The sequence below is a fragment of the Curtobacterium sp. TXMA1 genome (assembly GCF_020162095.1).
In the GTDB taxonomy this organism is placed as follows: Bacteria; Actinomycetota; Actinomycetes; order Actinomycetales; family Microbacteriaceae; genus Curtobacterium.
The window spans coordinates 301596-318335 of sequence record NZ_CP083910.1; the positions used below are offsets into that span (position 1 = coordinate 301596).

At 71.4% G+C, this 16740-nt stretch carries 16 protein-coding genes; 6 read left to right on the top strand and 10 right to left on the bottom strand.

The features are described 5' to 3' along the window. The 3 genes from LCG91_RS01605 to LCG91_RS01615 all read right to left on the bottom strand — a co-directional run bounded on the left by LCG91_RS01605 (position 1) and on the right by LCG91_RS01615 (position 3138). A complete protein-coding gene (locus tag LCG91_RS01605; RefSeq protein WP_058749919.1) occupies positions 1 to 216 on the bottom strand; it encodes a hypothetical protein in 216 nt (71 codons plus the stop codon). Beyond that, the gene (locus LCG91_RS01610) at positions 203 to 547 is read right to left on the bottom strand and encodes a hypothetical protein (protein ID WP_058749920.1); all 345 of its coding nucleotides are present in this window, start codon (positions 545 to 547) and stop codon (positions 203 to 205) included. Before LCG91_RS01610 ends, LCG91_RS01605 begins: the two co-directional genes overlap by 14 nt. Before the next feature lie 119 nt (positions 548 to 666). Continuing rightward, entirely contained in the window at positions 667 to 3138 is a 2472-nt protein-coding gene (locus tag LCG91_RS01615) for a phosphoketolase (RefSeq protein ID WP_224442268.1), read from the bottom strand. 204 nt (positions 3139 to 3342) lie between these two features. Here LCG91_RS01615 and LCG91_RS01620 point away from each other — a divergent pair, with 204 nt between their 5' ends. Then, positions 3343 to 4023, top strand: a complete 681-nt coding sequence (locus LCG91_RS01620) for a hypothetical protein (RefSeq protein ID WP_058750528.1) — start codon at positions 3343 to 3345, stop codon at positions 4021 to 4023. A 195-nt stretch (positions 4024 to 4218) separates the two neighbouring features. Here the strand turns inward: LCG91_RS01620 and LCG91_RS01625 are convergent, their stop codons facing one another. Continuing rightward, positions 4219 to 4821 (bottom strand): DUF1992 domain-containing protein, encoded by a 603-nt coding sequence (locus tag LCG91_RS01625; protein ID WP_058730006.1) that lies wholly within the window; start codon positions 4819 to 4821, stop codon positions 4219 to 4221. Between the two features lie 132 nt (positions 4822 to 4953). Between LCG91_RS01625 and LCG91_RS01630 the strand changes: the two genes are divergently transcribed. Then, on the top strand, positions 4954 to 6015 hold the full coding sequence (locus LCG91_RS01630; RefSeq protein WP_224442269.1) for a sodium:calcium antiporter: 1062 nt from the start codon (positions 4954 to 4956) through the stop codon (positions 6013 to 6015). Positions 6016 to 6079: 64 nt separating this feature from the next. Here LCG91_RS01630 and LCG91_RS01635 read toward each other — a convergent pair whose 3' ends face one another. After that, positions 6080 to 7897 carry a glycoside hydrolase family 15 protein gene (locus tag LCG91_RS01635; protein WP_058749923.1) on the bottom strand — a complete coding sequence of 606 codons (1818 nt, stop codon included), beginning with the start codon at positions 7895 to 7897 and terminating at the stop codon, positions 6080 to 6082. Between the two features lie 584 nt (positions 7898 to 8481). Between LCG91_RS01635 and LCG91_RS01640 the strand changes: the two genes are divergently transcribed. Continuing rightward, positions 8482 to 9648 carry an RtcB family protein gene (locus LCG91_RS01640; RefSeq protein ID WP_224442270.1) on the top strand — a complete coding sequence of 389 codons (1167 nt, stop codon included), beginning with the start codon at positions 8482 to 8484 and terminating at the stop codon, positions 9646 to 9648. A 146-nt stretch (positions 9649 to 9794) separates the two neighbouring features. Beyond that, positions 9795 to 10628 carry a DUF1206 domain-containing protein gene (locus LCG91_RS01645; RefSeq protein WP_058749925.1) on the top strand — a complete coding sequence of 278 codons (834 nt, stop codon included), beginning with the start codon at positions 9795 to 9797 and terminating at the stop codon, positions 10626 to 10628. Between the two features lie 107 nt (positions 10629 to 10735). Here LCG91_RS01645 and LCG91_RS01650 read toward each other — a convergent pair whose 3' ends face one another. Further along, positions 10736 to 11308 carry a hypothetical protein gene (locus LCG91_RS01650; RefSeq protein ID WP_224442271.1) on the bottom strand — a complete coding sequence of 191 codons (573 nt, stop codon included), beginning with the start codon at positions 11306 to 11308 and terminating at the stop codon, positions 10736 to 10738. Between the two features lie 91 nt (positions 11309 to 11399). On the opposite strand from LCG91_RS01650, the gene LCG91_RS01655 reads away from it, so the two are divergent. Together LCG91_RS01655 and LCG91_RS01660 are read left to right on the top strand one after the other, a co-directional pair. Next, complete coding sequence (locus tag LCG91_RS01655; protein ID WP_224442272.1) at positions 11400 to 12275, top strand: SMP-30/gluconolactonase/LRE family protein; 876 nt, start codon at positions 11400 to 11402, stop codon at positions 12273 to 12275. A gap of 41 nt (positions 12276 to 12316) precedes the next feature. Beyond that, complete coding sequence (locus LCG91_RS01660) at positions 12317 to 13405, top strand: alpha/beta fold hydrolase (RefSeq protein ID WP_224442273.1); 1089 nt, start codon at positions 12317 to 12319, stop codon at positions 13403 to 13405. A gap of 114 nt (positions 13406 to 13519) precedes the next feature. On the opposite strand, the gene LCG91_RS01665 is transcribed toward LCG91_RS01660, so the two are convergent. The 4 genes from LCG91_RS01665 to LCG91_RS01680 form a co-directional block, all read right to left on the bottom strand. Then, on the bottom strand, positions 13520 to 14713 hold the full coding sequence (locus tag LCG91_RS01665) for an NAD(P)/FAD-dependent oxidoreductase (RefSeq protein WP_224442274.1): 1194 nt from the start codon (positions 14711 to 14713) through the stop codon (positions 13520 to 13522). 7 nt (positions 14714 to 14720) lie between these two features. Further along, positions 14721 to 15521 (bottom strand): SDR family NAD(P)-dependent oxidoreductase, encoded by an 801-nt coding sequence (locus LCG91_RS01670; protein WP_224442275.1) that lies wholly within the window; start codon positions 15519 to 15521, stop codon positions 14721 to 14723. A gap of 9 nt (positions 15522 to 15530) precedes the next feature. Further along, positions 15531 to 16037, bottom strand: coding sequence for a Dps family protein (locus tag LCG91_RS01675; RefSeq protein ID WP_058749931.1), 507 nt, complete (start codon positions 16035 to 16037; stop codon positions 15531 to 15533). Between the two features lie 148 nt (positions 16038 to 16185). Further along, on the bottom strand, positions 16186 to 16698 hold the full coding sequence (locus tag LCG91_RS01680) for a MarR family winged helix-turn-helix transcriptional regulator (protein ID WP_224442276.1): 513 nt from the start codon (positions 16696 to 16698) through the stop codon (positions 16186 to 16188). Between the last annotated feature and the right edge of the window lie 42 nt (positions 16699 to 16740).

Below are 16740 nucleotides of genomic sequence, written 5' to 3' on the forward strand. Positions count from 1 at the left end.
TCACCCCTCGGTGCTCGCGGTCTCGTGCTCCAGCGCTCGACGACGGGCGCGCTCCTGGCGCTCCCGCCACTCCTGCCGGAGGTCCTCGAGCAACTCCAGCCGCCCCTCCGGCTCGACGAGCGGGCCGTAGTGCGGGTCCGCGAGCAGGTTCCTGACAGCTCGCTCGACCCTGGCGAGTCGACGCTCGAACAGGTCGTCGGGCTCATCCGTGATCATCTCTTTCGTCCTCCTTCGCCGGGCCCCGTCTCCGGAGGCGCCGTCGTTCCGCCTTCTCGAGTTCCGTCAGGACCCATTCGTCATCGCGGGTGACCCACGAGCGGGTCGCCAGGGCGTAGGTCATGAGCGCCGCTACGTCGTGGTCGACCGGGTCTCGTGAGAGCGCCCGCTCGACCACCCACGTCCAACGCTGCCACCAGAGGTCCCGGTGCACCGAGAACTCGGTATTCCGCCGCGTCCGCCGCCCCTCGACCACGGTCACGACGACGCTCGCGGCGGCGACCGCAGCCCCCACCAGCGCGACCACCGCGCTCACCCATCCGACGTCCATGCGTCGAGCCTCACAGCACAGGACCGGCCACGCGGCGGGCGTGACCGGTCCTGTGGACGGTGCGGAGTGCCTCCAGGCTGTGCAGGAAGAGCGCGCAGGAGGAGCCAGGTGACGCGCGGTCAGTTGCCGGGCGCTGCGCCCTCCGTCTCGCCGGCGCCGGGGTCGCCCCCGGTCCCGCCGTCGGTCGGCTCGTCCTGCGGCCAGCCCCGGAACTCCCAGCCCGACAGCGACGGGTGGTCCTCGCCCTTCGTGTAGGCGAAGGTCCGCGCGGCGTCCCGCGCCTCGGTGAGCTTCGCGAGCAGGTCAGCGTGCGCGTCGGCGTCGACCCGCGACAGGGCGTCGTGCGCCAGCGAGAAGCGGTCCATCTCGTTGAGCATGAGCATGTCGAACGGCGATGTGGTCGTGCCCTGCTCGAGGAAGCCGTGCACGTGCAGGTCGTCGTGCCCGTGCCGGCGGTACGTCAGCTGGTGCACCAGCGAGGGGTAGCCGTGGAAGGCGAACACCGTCGGGGTGCCCGGGAGGAAGACCTCGTCGTAGCGCTCGTCGCTGATCGGGTGCTCGTGCTTCCGCGGGTCGCCGAGGGACAGCAGGTCCACGACGTTGACGAAGCGCACCCCGACCTCGGGAGCGTGCTTCCGGATGATGTCCGCGGCCGCGACGGCCTCCACCGTCGGCACGTCTCCGGCGCTCGCGAGCAGCACGTCCGCGCGACCGACGGTCTGCTCCGTGCCGGCCCAGTCCCAGACCCCCAGTCCCGCCGCTGCGTGCGCGACGGCGTCCTCGATCGACAGGAACACCGGCTCCGGGTGCTTGCCCGCGACGATGACTTCGATCCGGTCGGTCGTCTCGAAGGCGTGCGCGGCGACGGCGAGCAGGGTGTTCGCGTCCGCCGGCAGCTTGATCCGGACGAGGTCCTGCTGCTTCGAGGCGACGACGTCGAGGAATCCCGGGTCCTGGTGCGAGAAGCCGTTGTGGTCCTGCCGCCACACGTGCGACGACAGCAGGATCGACAGGTTCGACACGGGAGCACGCCAGTCGATGTCGGTCGACGACTCGAGCCACTTGGCGTACTGACCGACCATCGAGTCGATGATGTGCGCGAACGCCTCGTAGGTGTTCAGCAGGCCGTGGCGGCCGCTCAGGACGTATCCCTCGAGCAGGCCCTCGAGCAGGTGCTCGGACAGGACCTCGATCACCCGGCCGCGGGCGCCGAGGTGCTCGTCGCCGGCGGCCCGGCGCGCCCGCCACACGCGCGAGGTGACGTCGAACACGGCGTCGAGCTTGTTCGAGATCGTCTCGTCCGGGCCGAACAGGCGGAAGGACGATCCGTTGCGTGAGGTGAGTTCGGCGAGCCACGGCCCCAGCGTCGCCGTCGAGCTGGCGTCCTCGCCGACCGGCACCGCGTAGGGCTCGAGCGGCGGCCGGTCGAGCGCGGTGCGGATCCGACCGCCGTTCGCGTGCGGGGTGGCGCTCATCCGGAGGTCGCCCTGCGGGCGGATGGTCGTGAGGATGCCGGTCGGCTGGCCGTCGGCGTCGAAGAGCTCGTCCGGACGGTAGCTCCGCATCCACTCCTCGAGCTGCTCGCGGTGCCCGGCGTCCTCGCGGACCGCGGGCAGCGGGACCTGGTGGGCTCGGAACGTGCCCTCCACGCGCTCACCGTCGACCTCCTGCGGGCCGGTCCAGCCCTTCGGGGTACGGAGCACGATCATCGGCCACCGCGGACGCAGGTCGGCTGCGCCTGCCGGCTGCCCGGTTGCGGCCCGCTGCGCCTGCGCACGCGCCGCGGCCTGGATGTCATCGATGCTCGCGAGCGCCCGACGCAGTGCACCGTCGAACAGCGCGTGCACCGCGAACGGGTCGTGGTCGACCCGTGCCGAGTCGACGACGATCGGGTCGTACCCGAGGCCGCGGAAGTACGCGGTGAGGTCCTCGTCGGGGATCCGGGCGAGGATCGTCGGGTTCGCGATCTTCCAGCCGTTGAGGTTGAGGATCGGCAGCACCGCCCCGTCGGACACCGGGTCGAGGAACGTGTGCGCCTGCCACGACCCGGACAGCGGTCCGGTCTCGGCCTCGCCGTCGCCGACGACACAGGCCACCACGAGGTCCGGGTTGTCGAGGGCCGCGCCGTACGCGTGCGCGAGGGAGTAGCCGAGCTCGCCGCCCTCGTGGATCGAGCCGGGCGTCTCCGGAGCGGCGTGCGACGGGATGCCGCCGGGGAAGGAGAACTGCCGGAAGAACTTCCGCAGGCCCTCGGGGTCCGGTGTGATGTCGGGGTACAGCTCGCCCCAGGTCCCCTCGAGCCAGGCGTTCGCGTTCATCGCCGGACCACCGTGCCCGGGACCGCACACGTAGAGCAGGTCGCGGTCGGTCTCGGCGATGAGCGCGTTGCAGTGCGCGTAGACGAGGTTGAGCGCGGGCGAGGTGCCCCAGTGCCCGAGAAGGCGCGGCTTGACGTCGTCCGGGTCGATGGGGCGGGTGAGCAGCGGGTTGTCGAGCAGGTAGATCTGCCCGACGGTCAGGTAGTTCGCGGCACGCCACCAGGCGTCGATCGCCCGGATCCGGTCGGTGCTCGGGATGTGTGCGGGGGCCATGCCCTCACGCTACGGAGTGGGGGACAGGATCTCCCCAGGAACTTCGTCCAATCCGATCCGACGAGGGCGTCGAAACACTGTCACAAGCCGGGAGACACCCGGAGCGCTCACCAGCCGCAGGTAGCTGGTTCTCCACCCCTTTTCGGGGTGTGTTCGGCGCGCACTCAGGGAATCGCGCCGAGCGCGACAACGGAAGGAACCATCATGCGCAAGTCCATGAAGACCTCGATCACCCTCGCCACCACCGGCGCCCTCGTCCTCGGTGGTGCCGCGTTCGGCATCAGCACCGCGAACGCGTCGACCCCGAACGTGCAGACGGTGTCGTCCTCGTCGTCGAAGATCCCCGCCCCGGTCGCGTCCGTGCCGGAGGTCAAGGGCGGCAACACCGCCGTCGCGCTCGACTCGGGCTTCACCGACGCCCTCACCTCGCTGGGGCTGACCCCGGGTGTGTCCGGCAACGCCAAGCTCGAGAACGGGTCGGTGTCGTTCCCGATCACCGCCGGGTCGGTCACGTACTGGTCGCCGGACGGCAACTACCGCCCCTACGTGCAGGGTCTGCTGAACCACGACGACTCGGGCCTGACGCTCAAGGCCGGCGACACGACGGTGACGCTGGAGAACTTCGTCGTGAACCCGGGCTCGTCCAAGCTCTACGGTGACGTCCTGGTCAACGGTCAGGTCGCCGCGTCGAACGCGTACCTGTTCTCGCTGCACGGCGGCACCCTCAAGCCGCTGCAGCTCGAGGGTGACAACGCGATCCTGACCGGCACCACCGTGCACGTGTCCTCGGACGCTGCGGGCCTGCTGAACCAGACCTTCAAGACCGACGCCGTCAAGGCCGGCCTCCTCGTCGGCACCGCCACCATCACGGCGCAGATCAAGTAACACCCCGCGGCACACCACCGCACCAGCACCACCACGAGAAGGCGCCGCCCCCGACCACGGGGACGGCGCCTTCCGGCGTTCTCCAGCGTCACCGGCGATCGGCCTGGAGGCGCGACCCGCCTCCTGGATGTCAGCCGCGGTCCGCGGGACGCCCGGTCAGGTGATCGCCCACCTCACGCGGTCGCGCACCTCACGTCACGCCCTCCGCCACCACCGCCGCGGCCGTGCCGCCTGCTCCGCAGCCGCGCGATCGGCGGCGGCCTGCTCGTCCGCAGCGCGACGGGCGTCGCGCCGCTCGCGCCAGCGCCCCACCTCGGCGTCGACGTCGCGCATCGGCGTGACGACCGGCGGCCCGCCGAGCAGCTGCCGCCGGGCCTCCTTCACCCGGGCGTTGAAGTCCACGAGGACCGCGCGGACGTCGTCCTCGGTCGTGAGGGCGTCGAGGTGGTCGTCGAGCTCGGCGTCCTCGGTCCGCAGCGCCAGCGCCGGTGGCGCGATGCCGCGGATGTCCTCGCGCTCGATCTTCGCCTTGATCCACCAGTCCGGGTCGTGCCGCCCGTCGTTCCCCGGCAGGGGCTTGCCGTGGTACGGGTTGCCCTCGAACACCCCGCGGCGCTCGGCCTCCTCGATGCGGGCGCGTGCGTGGCGCTCGACGTCCTGCAGTCGGAGCAGACGTCGTTCCTCACGGACCTCGTCCGGGTCGAGGGAGCCGCGTTCGATCTCGCTGTCCACCAGCTGCTGGTACCGGTACCGGGCAGCTCGTCGCAACCGGTCCATGCGTGCGTCGACGTCGTTCATCGCCCGTCCATCATGCGCCGCACCCCCGACGGTGTGCTCAGCGGCGGACGACCTCCCCGTCCGACGGAGCGGCTGAGCCGCTCGACGCGTGCCTCGGAGCGGTCCCGGCAGGCGGGGTCCACGGTCGAGGGCATGGGATCGCTACCGCTCTGGCTGCTCGTCGTGGTCTTCGTGGCCGGCGCCGCGGTCATCTGGGTCGCGGGCATCCAGCTCTCGAAGACCACCGACGTCCTCGACGACCGGCTGCACCTCGGCAGCGCGCTCGGGGGCCTCATCGTGCTCGCCGTCGCGACGAACCTGCCCGAGATCGCCATCACCGTCAGCGCCGGGCTGTCCGGGAACATCGAGGTCGCCGCGGGCAACATCCTCGGCGGCATCGCCCTGCAGACGGTCGTGATCGCGATCCTCGACGCCTTCGGCAAGCGCGGGAAGGGCGTACGACCGCTGACACACCGCGCTGCGTCCCTGACCCTCGTGCTCGAGGCGATCGTCGTCGTGGCGGTGCTCGCCGTCGTCGTCGCGGGGAGCCAGCTCCCGCCGGACCTCGTCGTCGCTCGTCTCACGCCGGACGTGGTGCTCATCGCGGCGATCTGGGTCGTCGGTCTCCTGCTCGTGCAGCGCGCCGGCAGGGGGCTGCCCTGGCACGAGGACGGGCGTGCGCCGGACGCCTCGCCGCACACCTCGGGACACCGCACCCGGAAGCAGGACCCACCCCGGATGAGCACGCGGAAGGCGGCGATCGTCTTCACGGTGTCCGCCCTGGCGACGCTCGTGGCCGGTGTGGTGCTCGAACGCGCCGGCGACGCGGCCTCGGAGCAGATCGGGCTGTCCGGGGTGCTCTTCGGTGCGACCGTCCTGGCCCTCGCCACGAGCCTGCCGGAGATCTCCACCGGCATCCAGGCCGTCCGGCAGGGTGACGACAACCTGGCCGTGTCGGACATCTTCGGCGGCAACGCCTTCCTGCCGGTGCTGTTCCTCGTCGCCACCGTGCTCTCCGGCAGGGCCGTGCTCCCGCAGGCGAACGCGAGCGACGTGTACCTGACCGCGCTGGCCGCGCTGCTGACCCTCGTCTACGCGGTCGGCCTGGTGTTCCGACCGCAGCGGCGGATCATCGGGATGGGGGTCGACTCGTTCGTCGTGGTCGTGCTCTACCTGGTCGGCGTGGCCGGCCTCGTGGCGATCACCCTGGGCTGAGCGGGTCGCGAACCCGCCGGACGAGGGACCCGGGTGCCCGGATCCGCCCGGCTCTGGTGCCCGCTCAGGACTCGGCCGCGACCTCCTCGATCGTCAGCGCGGCCTGGATCAGCGCCAGGTGCGACAGCCCCTGCGGGATGTTGCCCATGAAGGCGCCGTCCTCGGCGCTGAGCATCTCACTGAACAGTCCGACGTCGTTCGCCTGCGCCACCATCTCGTCCATCAGCGCCCGGGCATCGTCCACGCGGCCGGTGCAGGCCATCGCCGCCGCGAGCCAGAAGGAGCAGGCGACGAAGGGGGACTCCTCGTCCTCGATGCCGGAGTACCGGTAGACGAGCGGGCCGCGCTGCAGCTGCTCCTCGATGGCGCGGATGGTCGACGCCATGCGGGGGCCGCGGTCGAACGACGACATCGCGTGCAGCAGGATCGACGTGTCGAGGGCGTCGGACCCCGGGTACATCACGTAGTACCCGCGTTCCTCGTCCCACCCGTGCTCGGCGACCCACTGCTCGATGAGCTCGCGGTTCTCGATCCACTTCTCGCGCGGCCCGTCGATCATGCCCTTGTCGTGGAGCTCCACCGCGGCGTCGAGGGCCTGCCAGCAGCCGATCTTGCTCGTCACGTAGTGCTGCGTGTCCGTCAGCTCCCACATGCCGGAGTCTGGTTCCTCCCAGCGGTGGCAGGCGTCGTTCGCGAGTCGCTCGAGCACCGAGGCCGTCTGCCGGTCGAGCACGTTGCCCGCGGCGACGTACTGGCGGAGGATCTCGAAGACGTCACCCCAGACGCCGAGCTGCAGCTGGTCGCCGGCGCGATTGCCGATCGTCACCGGGCCGATCCCCTTCCACCCGGGGACGTCGCGTTCCTCGACCCCGTCGGTCTTCGAACCGTCGAGCTCGTAGAAGATCGGCATGGTCTCGTCGTGCTCGGCGATGGTGCGCATCACCCAGGACACCGCCGCGTGCGTCTCCTCGCGGAGCCCGAAGCGCGTCAGGGCGTGCACCGTGTAGGACAGGTCGCGCACCCAGGCGAAGCGGTAGTCCCAGTTCTTCCCGCCGGTGCGGTCCTCGGGCAGGCTCGTCGTCGGTGCCGCGGCGATCGCACCCGTGGGGGAGTAGATGAGCAGCTTGAGCGCGAGCGCGCTGCGCTGCACGGCGTCCGACCACGGGCCGTCGTAGGAGAACTCCTCGGACCAGGTCGCCCAGTTGGCGATGGTCCGGTCGACCGCGTCGAGCGTGCGCTCCGGCTCGGGCAGGAAGATCGGCTCGTTCTCGGTCCCGACGATCGTCAGGATCGACTTGGACCCCTCGGTCGTCGAGAACCGGCCGGAGAACCGCGGGCCGTCGTCGTGGACGGGCTCGAAGCCGTGCTCGACGATGGCGATCGTGACGCCGTCGATGCCGATCACCGCGCCGTTGCCGGTGTCGAGTCGCTTCGGCTCCGCGGTGTTCAGCAGCGTGCCGGGGACGACCGCCCACTCCATCTCCACCGTGCCGGAGACGCCCTGCACGCACCGGCCGATCTCGGCCCACGGCAGTCGACCGGCGACACCGGTGACCATCGCGTCGGTGACCGTGCACGACCCGCTGTCGGTGGTCCACGTGGTGACGAGCACGTTCGTGCCCGGGAGGTACTCGCGCTCGACGTTCGCGTCCCCGGTGGGACGGAGCGCGATGTGTCCCCCGTGCTCGGCGTCGAGGATGCTCGCGAAGACCGGCGGCGAGTCCATCGAGGGGATCGGCAGCCAGTCGATCCGACCGTCGCGCGCCACGAGCGCCACGGTGCGACCGTCACCGATCGCTCCGTAGGAACGGAGCGGGACGTAGCCGTCGGTCCGTTCCTCGTTGTCGTTCGCGTCGGGGGTGTCGCGGGTGCGCTCGGTCATACCACCAGCCTGCACGGGGGGACGAGGCGACCATCAGCCGGACGTACCCCGCTGTGGAAGGAGCACGCCGCGCCTCCCGGCTGTGCAGGAGAGGTCGCAGACCTGTGCAGGAGAGACCGTTTCGACGGACCCCAGCAGCCCCGCGATACGCGCGACACGCCCGGGCGACTTGTGCGGCCCGGGCGTGTCGCACTACTGTCGGTCCTCCTGCCCGACGGGCAGGGCCGCCCGCCCCGGGCACCGACGGAAGGACCGCGATGCGCGCCCAGCAGCACAGCAGCCGCACCGAGCGACAGCTCGATGCGCTCGTCGTGCTGCCCGCGCTGCAGTACGCGAACCAGTCCCTCCGCGAACCCGCGTAGGCACGCCGCCGTCCTCGGACGTCCCGTGCCCACCCGGCCCGGGGCGTCCATCCCGTCGTTCCTCCACACGTGCACCGCACCGCACCGGAGTCGGAGGCGCAGGACACGTCCGTCCCGGACCGTCACCCCGACGGCCACCCGGCCGTCACCTCGACGGCCTCCCGGCCTTCACCTCGACGGCCACCCGGCCGTCGTCGACCGTCACGACGAAGGACGAACACCGTGCAGAAGATCACCGACCGATTGCTCAGCTGGGCCTCGATGCTCGAGGAGAACACCGAGCAGCAGGCCCGCACGACGGCCCGCATGCCGTTCGTGTTCCCGCACCTCGCACTGATGCCCGACGCCCACCTGGGGCTCGGCGCCACCGTGGGTTCCGTCATCCCGACCCTCGGGGCGGTGATGCCCGCGGCCGTCGGCGTCGACATCGGCTGCGGCATGATCGCGGTCCGCACGCAGTTCGGGAAGGCCGACCTGCCGAGCGACCTGCAGCCGCTGCGTGAGCAGATCGAACGCGCCGTCCCGCTGTCGGCGGGAGCGTCGAACCGCAAGGTCGTCGCCACCGCCGAGCCGCGGATCGCCGAGCTCGAGACGATGGCCGAGGCCGCCGGCTTCGACCCCGCCGGGGCGCACGGCGGATGGCGGAACCAGCTCGGCACGCTCGGCTCGGGCAACCACTTCATCGAGGTCTCGCTCGACGAGCAGGACCGGGTCTGGCTGTTCCTGCACTCCGGCTCGCGGGGCGTCGGCAACAAGATCGCGCAGCGGCACATCGCGGTCGCGAAGCGGTTGATGCAGCGCTGGTGGATCGAGCTGCCGGACCCCGACCTGGCCTACCTCGTCGAGGGCACGCCGGAGTTCGACCGGTACATCGCCGAGCTCCGGTGGGCGCAGCACTTCGCCCTGCTCAACCGCGAGGAGATGATGGACCGGGTCGTCCGGCAGCTGTCCGAGGTGCTCGGCCAGCCCGTGGACGAGCAGGAGCGGATCAACTGCCACCACAACTTCACGCAGCGCGAGACGCACTGGGGGAAGAGCGTGTGGGTGTCCCGCAAGGGGGCGATCCAGGCGGCGGCGGGACAGCCCGGCCTCATCCCGGGGTCCATGGGCACCGCGTCGTACGTGGTCGAGGGGCTCGGGAACAAGCCGTCGCTCGAGTCCTCGCCGCACGGGGCCGGACGTCTGTTCTCGCGCTCCGCTGCCCGGCGGACCTTCACGCACGAGCAGTTGCGCGAGGCGATGGCGGGGATCGAGTACCGCGATACCGACGCGTTCCTCGACGAGATCCCCGCGGCGTACAAGCCGATCGACCAGGTGATGGCGGACGCCGCCGACCTGGTGACGATCCGGCACACGCTGCGGCAGGTCGTCAACGTCAAGGGTGACTGACCGCGGACGGGAGGCGCGTGGCCGGGGCCGCCACGCGCCTCCCGTCCGACGTCGGCCGCGGCCCGTCTCGAGCCGGTCCCGTCTCGCACCGGTCCCGGCGCGCACCGCGGCGGACAGCGGACCGTGCGGCGGGCAGGCTCGAGGGGATGAGCGACCAGGCGGAACGAGCGGCACGCGAGACCGGACGACAGGCGCGACGCGTCGCCGACAGCAGGTGGTTCGAGCTGACGGCGCGGGCCGGCTACGTCGGCAGCGGTGTCGTCCACCTGCTCATCGGCTGGCTCGTCGTGCTCCTCGGCTTCGGGAACGCGTCCTCGGGCAGCGAGACCGACCAGTCCGGTGCGCTCGAGCAGCTCGCTAGGGTGCCCGGCGGCGTCGTCCTGCTCTGGGCCGTCGCCGTCGGGACCGCCGCGCTCACCCTGCGGCTCCTGCTCGAGGCCGTCGTCGGCGGCCGGTCCGACAGTGCCCGCGGGTGGGCCGCCCGGGCGAAGGACGTCGGCAAGGCGATCGTGTACGGCGTCGTGTCGTACTCCGCCGCGACGTTCGCGCTCGGCGTGGGGAAGAGCTCGAGCGGATCGAGCCGGAGCGCCGCCGCCCGCGCGCTCGCGACGCCCGGTGGGGTGTTCCTGCTGCTCGCCGCGGCGGCCGTCGCGATCGCGATCGGCATCGGACTCGTCGTCATCGGGTGCCGTCGCTCGTTCCGGAAGCACATCGTCCGACCGCCGCGGAGCCTGGACCGACCGGTCACCGTGCTCGCCGTCGTCGGGTACGTCGGCAAGGGGCTGGCAGTGGTCGTCGTCGGCGTGCTCATCGCCGTGGCGGGCTTCCGGAGCGATCCCGGCCAGGCGACCGGCCTCGACGGGGCGTTCGACGCGGTGCGGCAGCTCCCCGCCGGGTCGGCGCTGCTCGTCGCGATCGGCGTCGCCTTCCTGGCCTACGGCGTCTGGAGCTTCTTCCGCGCCCGCTTCGCGCGCCTCTGATATGTTGGAAGCAGCTCGCCTCCTGCTGGGGGGATGAGAAGTCGGAGCCGGTGCACCTGGGGTATACCAGGTCCCGGCTCCAGCGCTGTCCGTGGGTCGTCCGCGCGTCAGGGCTCGACCTCGAACGTCTGGACGGCGCTCGCCAGGGGTACCGGTAGGGGCCGGGCATCGGTGACCGCTCGTCCGATGGCACCGAGGACCTGGTCCGGCAACCACAGCAGCGGCTCGGAGCGTGGATCGCCGTGCTCGATCCGCAGCGACGAGGGGATCACTCGTCGGCCGCGGAGCGCCTCGACGACCCGGAGATCACGGGCGTCCAGCGCTGCTGCTCGACGCTCGAACGTCAGGACCGAGACGCCGAGGACGGCGAGTTCCCACCCGAGGCGCTCGAGGCAGACGGCTCTGGCGCGTTCCTCCCGCCGGAGATCGGTCGGCATGCCGATGACGACGAGGTGTCGTGCGGGCAGCGCGGCGATCGCGGTCTCGACCCGATCTCGTTCGCGGTGGCCGAGGTCGTGCCAGTGCAGCTTGCCTCGCGTCGGTCGGAGCGTCCGCAGCGTCTCCCGCGTCGTCGCCGCGTCGTCGGTGTCGACGACGGACGCCCCGAGGATGTACGCGGGACCGCTCCAGCCCGTCGACCGGATGCTCTCGTCGCCCCAGGCGTGCAGTGGACAGATCACCCGTCGAACGTGCCACTCGGGGTCCCTCGGCCGTGAATGCTCCGCATTTCGCTGGCAGGCCGTGTACGCCGCTCCCGGTAGACCGGGACCCATGCACACCGACGCCGTGACCGGGCCCGTGACCGTCTTCTGCGACGAACAGGCCGTGCTCGCGGAGAGCATCGTCTGGGATCCGACCACGGAGCGGCTCCGCTGGACGGACATCACCCTCGGGCTGCTCACCACCGCCCGCGCGGACGGCACCGTCGAGTCGAGCGTCGCGCTGCCGCCGCCCCTGGCGAGCTTCCAGCCCCGCGCCGCCGGCGGGTTCGTCGCGGCACTCGGCGACACGGTGGTGCTCACCGACGAGCGCGGCGTGGTCGAGCGCGAACTGGTCCGGGTGCACCACGCGACCACCGAGATGCGGTTCAACGAGGGCAAGTGCGACCCGTTCGGCCGGTTCCTCGTCGGCAGCATGGACCTCTCGGACCAGGACCCCGCGGGAGCGCTGTACTCGATCGAGCCCGACGGCACGACACGGGTGCTCCGCGGCGGCTTCGGCGTGACGAACGGCATCGAGTGGTCGCCCGACGGCAGCGTCATGTACGTCACGGACACGAGCACCTCGACGATCTACCGCGGCTCGTACGGCCCCGAGGGTGACCTCGGCGAGCTCGAGCCGTTCGTCAGCGGCGCTGCGCACGACGGACTGGTGCGCGACGACGAGGGCTGCTTCTGGACGGCGGTCTACGGGGCTGGTCGCGTGGAGCGGTGGGACGCCGAGGGCCGGCACCTCGAGACCGTCGAGGTACCGGCGCCGAACGTCACGTCGGTGGCGTTCGGTGGCCCGGACCGGTCGACGCTCTTCGTCGGCACCGCGCGGGAGAACAGCACCGAGGAACAGCTCGAGCAGTACCCGCACTCCGGCGCGGTCTTCGCGGTGCCCACACGGGTGCACGGCGCTCCGGCGTCCGCGTTCGGCGGCTGAACCGCGGGTACCGTAGGAGGTCGCCGATCCCAGGAGGCCTCGTGGACGAACAGGACGACCGGAACCCACCGCCCGCTCCCGACCCCGCCGGTGCGCTGGCGCGTGCCGAGGACGCCGACGTGCAGGTCGAGGTGGACCGGATCGCCGTCGACGGCACCTACGTCCGCGTCAGCTCGATCGGGCACCCCGGCGACCGGGCGTTCGTCCTCGTGGCGGGTCTCGGGATCGCCGCCACCTACTACGAGCGGCTCGCGCCGCACCTCAACGAGAACGGCCCGGTGCACGCCCTCGACCTGCCGGGCTTCGCCGGGGTCCCGCGGTTCCGGGGCGCGGTGTCGATCGAGCGGTACGCGGACGCCGTCGAGGAGGTCATCCGTGAGCTGCGGCTCGAGGACCCGGTGCTCGTCGGCCACTCGATGGGCACACAGGTGGTCACCGAGGTGGCTGCGCGCAACCCGCACATCCGCGACCTCGTGCTGATCAGCCCGGTGGTCGACAGTCGCGCCAGGAGCATCCCGACGTCGGCGTTCCGCTTCCTGCGGTCGTCCCTGCACGAGCCTGCCGCGGTCCGCTGGCACGGGATCACCGCGTACGCGCTGTGCGGCTGGCACTGGTTCCGGAAGGTGCTGCCCCGGATGATCGCGTTCCCGATCGAGGACCGCGCCGCCGAGGTGCAGGCCCGGACGCTCATCGTCCGCGGTGAGCACGACGCCCTGGTGCCGCGCGACTGGGTCCGGTCGCTGGCGCGGGTGTTCCCGCACGCGGTGCTGCGCGAGGTCGTCGACGGGGCCCACTCCGTCATGCACGCGCAGGCGGACGCGGTCGCCCGGCTCGCCGTGGCGCTCGTCGACGGTCGGATCACCGACCGCGGCGTCGGCTCGCTGCAGCGGGTGCGCGACGACACGACGTCGTCCGACCTCGCGCGGCTCGGTCCGAAGGACGCCTGGCTGGTCGTGAAGTCGCGCTTCATCGAGCTGTTCGGGATGGCGAAGGGCGACGACGAGCAGCTGGAGCGGGCGAAGTCCGCGCACGCGGTCGCGATGGCGGACGGCGACGGGATCCCCGTGGATCCGCACGACCGCCGCGAGGTGGTCGACGACGTCGCACCCGAGGTGCGCGACCAGCGCTGACGTGCGTCGCGGAGGGTGGTAGGCCCCGTCAGACCCGCAAGAGCGACAGTGTCCGCCCGAACTCCGGGCGGACACTGTCGCTCTCGCGGCACACTCACGGAGCGGACGCGGACGTCACGGCGTGATGCGCCCCGGCAGCATGTCCCGCGTCAGACCGTGCGCGTCGGCGAGCACCTTCCGCGCCTCGTCGGTCTTGTCGGAGACGTTCCACAGCAGCACGCCACGCACCGTGTCGTCGTCGTCCAGGTAGTAGACGACGCCGGTGGTCAGCGGCTCCTGCCAGTCTTCGACGGTCTGCAGCTCGGTCGAGACCTGTCCGACGGCCTCGTAGCCCGTGTCGAACACGTTCGAGTAGAACATCGGCGTGTGGTCGTAGGTCTCGTCCGCGTCGGCGAGGTTCCGCCCGACCTGACGGCCCTGCTCCTTCGCGTTGTCGACGTGCTCGACCCGACGCGTGCCGAGGATGCGGTCCGGGTACTCGGCGACGTCGCCCGCGGCGAACACCGACTCGTCGTCGGTCACGAGCGTCGACGACACCACGATGCCGTCGCGCACGGTGAGACCGGCGTCGGCGGCGAGCTGCGTCTGCGGGTCGATGCCGAGTCCGGCGACGACCGCGTCGGCCTCGAGGACCGACCCGTCGTCGAGCGTCAGGGACACCCCGCCGTCCGACTCGGTGCCCTGCTCGACGCGGCTCCCGGTGCGGAGCTCGACACCGTGGTCGACGAACCGCTGCTGGAACGCACGCGCGAGGTCGTCCGGGAACATGTGTCCACCGAGGACCTCGTCCGGCGTCACCAGGGTCACCCGGGCGCCGTTCTGCACGATGCCCGCGGCGATCTCGGTGCCGATGTAGCTGCCGCCCACGACGGCGACGTGCGCTCCGGCGTCGGCGAGCTCGCGGAGCCTGCGGTAGTCGTCGGCGCTGCGGTAGTCGAGCACCCGAGACGACGGGGACAGGCCTGGCAGGCCGCGCGGCTTCCCGCCGGTCGCGAGTAGCAGTCGCTCGTAGCCGTGGGTCTGGCCGTCGTCCGTCGTCACGGTCTTCGCCTGGCGGTCGATCGCCGTCACCCTGGTCCCGAGCACGAACGTCGCGCCGGTCTCCTCGGTGTGCAGGTCGACCTTCTCGTCCCAGCTGAACTCCGGGTCGGTCCAGAGCTTCTTCGACAGCGCCGGACGGGCGTACGGGCGGTCGGTCTCCTCGCTGACGATGCCGATCGAGCCGTCGGCGTCGATCTCGCGGATCCCGCGGGCAGCGGCGTCGGCCACCATCCCGCCTCCGACGATCAGGTAGCGGAAGTCGGTCATGGTTCTCCTAGATGGTGGCGACCGAGCCGGAGTCGACCCGGTAGTTCGACCCGTTGACGAAGCTCGCCAGGTCGGAGCAGAGGAAGGCGACGACGTTCGCGACCTCCTCGGGCTCCCCGCGGCGTCCGAGTTCCATGTAGGGGCGCTCCTCGTCGAGGAAGCTCGAGATCGCCTCGTCGAACGAGGTGCCGAGCTGCTTCGCGCGCTCGTCCATCATGGCGTCGGTCATCGGCGTGTGGATGAAGGCCGGGCTGACGGTGTTCACCAGCAGACCCTCGGACGCGTACGAGCGCGAGAGGCCCTTCGCGAACGACAGCACGCCGGCCTTCGCGGCGCAGTACGGCAGTTCGTCGTCGTACGGCTGCGAGGCGTCCTCGGAGACGAGGTACACGATGCGACCCCAGCCGCCGTTCCGCAGGTCGCCGATGAACTCGCGCGTGATCCGCACGGGGCCCATCAGGTCGACGTCGATGGTGTCGAGCCAGCCCTGCTCGTCGATCTCGTGGAACATCCCCTGCGCGCCCGTGATGCCGGAGGACTGCACGAGGATGTCGATCTCGCCGACGGCGTCGCGCACCTTCTCGTGCAGCGCGGCGAGGGAATCGGCCTTCGTCACGTCCGCGGCGAAGGCGAACAGCTTGCCGTGCGGCGCCTCGAGCTGGTCGGCGCTGGTGTCGAGCCGGCCCTGGTCGAGATCGGTGACGACCACGGTCGCACCCTCCGCCAGGAGGATGCGAGCCGTGTTCCAGCCGATGCCGGAGTCGCCACCGAAGACGAGCGCGACCTTGCCGGTGATGCCGAGGTCCACGTCTCGTCCCTACTCGTGCTCGGACGCCTCGGCGACGGCCGGGGTCGTGGCCGCTGCGAGCGGGGTCCGCGGTTCGCGGTTCTCGGCCGAGACCATCCAGGCGAGCTGCTCGAGGCGCTCGATGAAGCCGTGGAGCAGGTCGGCGGTCGTCGGGTCCTCGTCGTCGACCTCGTCGTGCACGTCGCGCATGGTGCCCGTCGTCTGGTAGAGCCGCAGGGTGATGACGTCGATCGCGTCGTGCGTGTCGATCTCGCCGTCGGGGAAGGCGTCGAGGTGCGTGCCGGCAGCGACCGTGGCCGAGCGGCCGTCCGGGATCGCGTAGAGGGCGCGCATGCGCTCCGCGGTGTCGTCGGCGAACTCACGCGCCGCGTCGACGATCTCGTCGAGCTGCAGGTGCAGGTCGCGGAAGTTGTGGCCGAGGATGTTCCAGTGCGCCTGCTTGCCCTGCAGGTGCAGGTCGATGAGGTCCACCAGGACGGCCTGGAGGTTGGCGGCGAGCTTGTCCGATGCGTGCATGATCGGCTCCTTTCGCGGTCGGTGACCCTTCCGGTCTACGCGGTCGCGCGGCGGGCGCTCTCAGTGCACGTGCACCCGGGCGTCCCCCGTGGGGTCCGTCTGCTCCGTCGCCGGTGTCGCTCAGCGCTCGGTGCTCGGTGCTCGGTGCTCAGTGGTCCGGTGCGGGGTCGACCTGGTCGACCGCGTCGCGCATCCGCTCGAGGAAGGTCGCGACCACGCGGGCGTCGTCGGCGGACAGCCCCTCGGCGATGGACATCATCCGCCGGTGCATGACGCCGAGGGTGGCCCGGACCTCGTCGTCGGTCTCCGTCGTCGGGGTGATCACGAGGGCGCGACGGTCGGTGGGGTGCGGGTCGCGACGGACGTGGTTCGACTTCACGAGCCGGTCGATCAGGATCGTGGTCGACGCCGACGAGATCTTCAGGTAGGCGGCCAGGTCCTTCGGCTTGACGATCCGTCCGGCGCGCTGGGCCTGCAGCAGGTAGCGGACGGCGAGCAGGTCGGTCTCGCCCATGCCCATCGAGTCACGGGTCCGCCGCCGCATGGCGGTCTCGGCCGCTCGGTAGCGGCGCAGGGCGTTCAGCACGGCGACACCGCGCTGAGTGGCGTCGTCGTCGGGGAACCAGTACCCCGACGCCTCCGTGATCTCCTGCGTCGACATGTCGTTCAGGGTAACCCGTCTGGTATCTCGTCCACCTAGCGG